Origin of the sequence: Kineococcus vitellinus, assembly GCF_009906315.1 — a bacterium.
Taxonomy (GTDB): Bacteria; Actinomycetota; Actinomycetes; order Actinomycetales; family Kineococcaceae; genus Kineococcus; species Kineococcus vitellinus.
The window spans coordinates 1-4,546 of the sequence record NZ_JAAALL010000329.1; the positions used below are offsets into that span (position 1 = coordinate 1).

Sequence of the window (4,546 nt, forward strand, 5' to 3'; positions counted from 1 at the left end):
GGGCTGACGCTGGTGATGGCGCCGTTCCTGCTCGACGTCAGCGGCAACACCCTGGGCCTGTACGACGCGGTGGGTGGTGCGGTGGGTGCTGCTCCGACGGCGCCGGGGTCCTCCGGCAGCCGGACCCGGAAGACGGTGTCCCCGGGCTCGCTCGTCACCGACAGCGTGCCGTGGTGGCGCTGCACGACGACGCGCCAGGCGATGTCCAGGCCCAGCCCGGTGCCCTGCCCGACGTCCTTGGTGGTGACGAACGGCTCGAAGACGCGCGGCAGCACGTCCGGGGGGATGCCCGGGCCGTCGTCGGCGACCTCCACGACGACGGCCCGGTCGTGCTCGTCGGGGCGCACCCGCACCGTCACCGTGCCCGCCCGCCCCGGCACGCCCGCGAGGGCGTCCAGGGCGTTGTCGAGCAGGTTGGTCCACACCTGGGTCAGCTCGCCGGCGTGGCCGAGGACCTGCGGGACGTCGGCGTACTCGCGCACCACGCGCGTCCGGCCGGCAGCGCGGCCGGCTCCCGCGCCGAGCATGTCGATGCTGGCGTCGAGCAGCTCGCGCACGTCGAGCCAGCGGGTGGGCGCGCGGTCCAGCTGCGCGTAGCCGCCCGCGGAGGCCAGCAGCGCGCTGATGCGGGCGCTGGCGGTGGCGGCCTCGGCGATGAGGCCGTCGACGGCGGTGCTGCGCGCCAGCCACGGCACGGCGTCCGCGGCTGGCAGCCCGTCCAGCGCACCGGCCGCGGCCGCCAGCTGCCCGGGCCCGATGCCGCGGTCGGCGAGGGTGGCGGCGAGGTCGTCGGCGTCCTCGTCGGTGACGCCGAGCTCCTCGATGCGCTCCAGCAGCGCGTCCTCGGCGTCGGCGCGGGCCAGCGCGTCCAGCACCACCGGCCCCGGGGCGGGGGCCAGGTGCGCGCGGGCCGCGGCGAGCCGCTCGCCGCGGGGCACCAGCCGCAGCAGGGCGCCCGTCAGCTCGTCGACCTGCGTGCGCAGCTGCGCGAGGGTGCGGGCCAGGGCGGCGGCGGGGTTGCCCAGCTCGTGGGTGAGGCCGGCGGTCAGCGAGCCGAGGGCGAGCAGGCGCTCGCGGGCGCCGGCCAGCTCCTGGGCCTCGGTGAGCCCCAGGCGCAGGCCCTCCAGCAGGTGCACCGCCATGGGGAACCACTCGCGCACGATCGCGCCGAACTTCGGGGCGGGCAGGCGCAGGAAGCGGGCGGGTTCCAGCACGCGCAGCGAGGAGGTGTAGCCGTCCGGCGCCCCGTCGCCGAGGTAGGCCTCCCAGGCGCCGGCGTAGACGCCGCGCTGGCGGGTGCGGCCGATCTCCATGTCGTCGTCGCCGACGCGGTGGTGCAGCGCGGCGGCCCCCTCCAGCAGCACGAAGAACCACAGCGGGGCCTCGCCCTCCCGGTACAGCCAGCCGGGTGCGGCGTCGACGACCTCCCCGACGTCGGCGATGCAGCGCAGCTGCTCGTCGTCGAGGCGCTCGAAGAGGAACAGCGTCCGCAGCTCCTGCGGCTCCAGCCGCTCGACGGCCCGACCGGCGACCTGACCGGCGACCTGACCGCCCGTCTCGACGGCGGTCACGAGCGCGCCAGGTAGCGGTGGACGAGCATGACGGCCATCGCGCCCTCGCCGACGGCGGAGGCGACGCGCTTGACCGAGTCGGCGCGCGCGTCCCCGGCCACGAACACCCCCGGCAGCGAGGTCTCCAGGTGGTACGGGTCGCGGTCCAGCGGCCAGCCGGCGGGCCGCTCGCCGTCGACGAGCAGGTCGGGGCCGGCCAGGACGAACCCGTTGGCGTCGCGCGCGACGACGCCGTCGAGCCAGTCGGTGCGCGGCAGGGCGCCGATGAAGACGAAGACGTGCTGGGCCTCGACCTCTCGCTCGGAGCCGGTCCGCCTGTCCAGCAGGCGCAGGCTCTGCAGGTGCCCGTCGCCGCCGGCGGCGGCGACCTCGGTGCAGGTGAGGACGCGGATGTTGGGGCGGGCGGCGATCTGCTCGACGAGGTAGCTGGACATCGACGCCTCGATGCTCGGCCCCCGCACGAGCATCGTCACGCTGCGCGCGGAACGGGCCAGGTTCACCGCCGACTGCCCGGCGGAGTTCGCGGCGCCGACGACGAAGACGTCCTCGCCGGCGCAGGCGTTGACCTCCGAGAGCGCGGCGCCGTAGTAGACGCCGCGGCCGGTGAACTCCTCCAGCCCCGGCCCGCGCAGCGTCCGGTAGGAGACCCCGGTCGCCAGCAGGACGGTGTGCGCGGCCACGCTGCTGCCGTCGGCGAAGCGCAGCACGCGGGCGCCGCCGCAGGCCTCCAGCCGCGTCACGCTGCGCGCCGACAGCGCCTCGGCGCCGAACTTCGCGACCTGCCGGCGGGCGCGGTCGGCCAGCTGCGCACCGGAGAGGCCGTCGGGGAAGCCCAGGTAGTTCTCGATGCGCGAGCTCTGCCCGGCCTGCCCGCCGGTGGCGCGCTCCTCGACGAGGACGGTGCGCAGCCCCTCGGAGGCGCCGTAGACGGCGGCGCCCAGCCCGGCGGGGCCGCCGCCGACGATGGCGAGGTCGTAGAACTCCTGCTGCGGTCGCGTCGAGAGGCCGACGGCGTCGGCCAGCGCGGTGTCGTCGGGGTCGACGAGCACGCGCGGGCGCCCGCCGGGGTCCTCCGGGTCGCGCTCCGGGGCGAGCACGACGGGCAGGCGCACCGGGCCCTCGACGCGCCCGTCGGCGTCCGCGGGCACCACGCCCGCCGCCTGCAGCAGCCGCCCCGCCTCGGGCTGCTCCACGAGCAGCCAGCGGTAGGGGACCTCGTTGCGCGCCAGGAAGTCCCGCACCGCGAACGAGCGCGCCGACCAGCGGTCGCCGATGACGACGGCCACGTCGCCGGGGCGGGCGGGTTCGGGGCGCCAGGACTCCAGCAGCGCGTCCAGCACCGGGTAGAGCTTCTCCTCCGGCGGGTTCCACGGCTTGAGCAGGTAGTGGTCGAGGTCGGCGTCGTTGATGGCGCGGATCGCCGCGGAGGTGTCGGCGTAGGCGGTGAGCAGGACGCGGCGGGCGGAGGGGAAGAGGTCCATCGCCTCCTCCAGCAGCTCCACCCCGTCCATCTGCGGCATGCGGTAGTCGGCGAGCACGGCCGCGACGGGTTCACCGCGCAGCTTCACCTCGCGCAGCGCGGCCACGGCGTCCGCGCCCGACTCGGCCCGCAGGACGCGGTGGGTGCGCCCGTAGCGGCGGCGCAGGTCGCGGGCCACGGCGCGCGAGACGGCCGGGTCGTCGTCGACGGTCAGCAGCACCGGGCGCGGCGCGGGGTCGGCGGGCGTCTCGGTCATGCCCGCAAGCTCGCAGCCGGGGCGGGCGGGGTCAAGGGCCGCCGCGGCGGTGCAGTCACCTGACGGATGGGCCCCCGGGCACGCGCCGGGCGGCGAGCACCGACGTGGTCACCGCCAGCGCGACGAGCAGCAGCCACAGCGGTCCGGTGACCCGCCAGGCGCCGGGCAGGACGCTGAGGACGACGAGCGCCACCTGCACGGCCCCCAGCCCGGCGGCGGGCACGTGACGGCCCAGGTAGGCGTGGCCGAGCCCCGGCCACAGCACCGACAGCCCCGCCGCCACCGGCGGGGAGCCCTCGCCGCGCTCGCGGCGCACCTCCAGCACGCGCCGGTGCCTGGCGGCCCGTTCCTGCTCGACGGTCATCGGATCCCCCTGCTCGCCCGGTCGGCGCCCCCCGGCGCCGGGGAGGAGTCTGCCCCGCCGGGGCGTGATCCCGCGCGCCGGCCGCTCAGCCGCGGCGCGAGCGGGCGCACAGCGTGCGGTACGGCACGGCGACCTCCTCGCGCCCGCGCAGCGCCGGGTGGTGCTCCAGCAGGTCGGCCGCCGCGGCCAGCAGCCGGGCGCGCTCGTCCTCGGGCAGCACGATGACGTAGCTGCGGGAGGCGATGAGGTCCAGGACCCCGGCGCGGTCGGTGACGTGGACGTGGGCGGTCTCGAAGCGCTCGAGGGGGCCGAAGGGGGCGGCGAGGGCGGCGGGCGCGTCCATCTGCTGCTCCTGCTCCCCCTCCCGGCCGAGCCGGGCCAGCGCCCACAGCTCGCGCACCCAGCCGACGGAGTCGTCGCGCACGTTCCACACCAGCCCCAGCGCACCGCCGGGGCGCAGCACGCGCGCCACCTCCGGCACGGCCCGCTCCGGGTCGACCCAGTGCCAGGCCTGCGCGACGACGACGGCGTCCACGCTCGCGTCCGGCAGGCCGGTGGCCTCCGCGGTGCCCTCGCGCGCCTCCACGCCGGGCAGGGCCGCGCGCAGCTGCGCGAGCATCCGCGTCGAGGGCTCCACGGCGAGGACGTCGAGGCCGCGCGCCACCAGGGAGGCGGTGAGCTTGCCCGTCCCGGCGCCGAGGTCGAGCACGCGGCGCGCGGCCGGCGGGACGAGGAAGCCGACGGCGTCGTCGGGGTAGCCGGGCCGGGCGCGGGCGTACTGCGCGGCGGCGGAGCCGAAGGAGCGGGCGTGCGCGGCGGTGTCCACGCCCCCATCCTGGCCGCCGCCGCCCGGGCGGGGGCGGCCAGGATGGGGG

At 77.7% G+C, this 4,546-nt stretch carries 4 protein-coding genes; all 4 read right to left on the reverse strand.

Annotated features, from left to right (window positions below; translation table 11 throughout):
• Positions 1–1,571: ATP-binding protein (locus tag GTQ99_RS20120; protein WP_338075143.1), on the reverse strand; the 1,571-nt coding region annotated here is incomplete at its 3' end.
• Complete coding sequence (locus GTQ99_RS20125) at positions 1,568–3,307, reverse strand: NAD(P)/FAD-dependent oxidoreductase (protein ID WP_166617486.1); 1,740 nt, start codon at positions 3,305–3,307, stop codon at positions 1,568–1,570. The genes GTQ99_RS20125 and GTQ99_RS20120, both read right to left, overlap by 4 nt.
• A gap of 55 nt (positions 3,308–3,362) precedes the next feature.
• Positions 3,363–3,671 (reverse strand): hypothetical protein, encoded by a 309-nt coding sequence (locus GTQ99_RS20130; protein WP_166617487.1) that lies wholly within the window; start codon positions 3,669–3,671, stop codon positions 3,363–3,365.
• A gap of 85 nt (positions 3,672–3,756) precedes the next feature.
• Complete coding sequence (locus GTQ99_RS20135) at positions 3,757–4,497, reverse strand: methyltransferase domain-containing protein (protein WP_166617488.1); 741 nt, start codon at positions 4,495–4,497, stop codon at positions 3,757–3,759.
• Positions 4,498–4,546 lie beyond the last annotated feature (49 nt).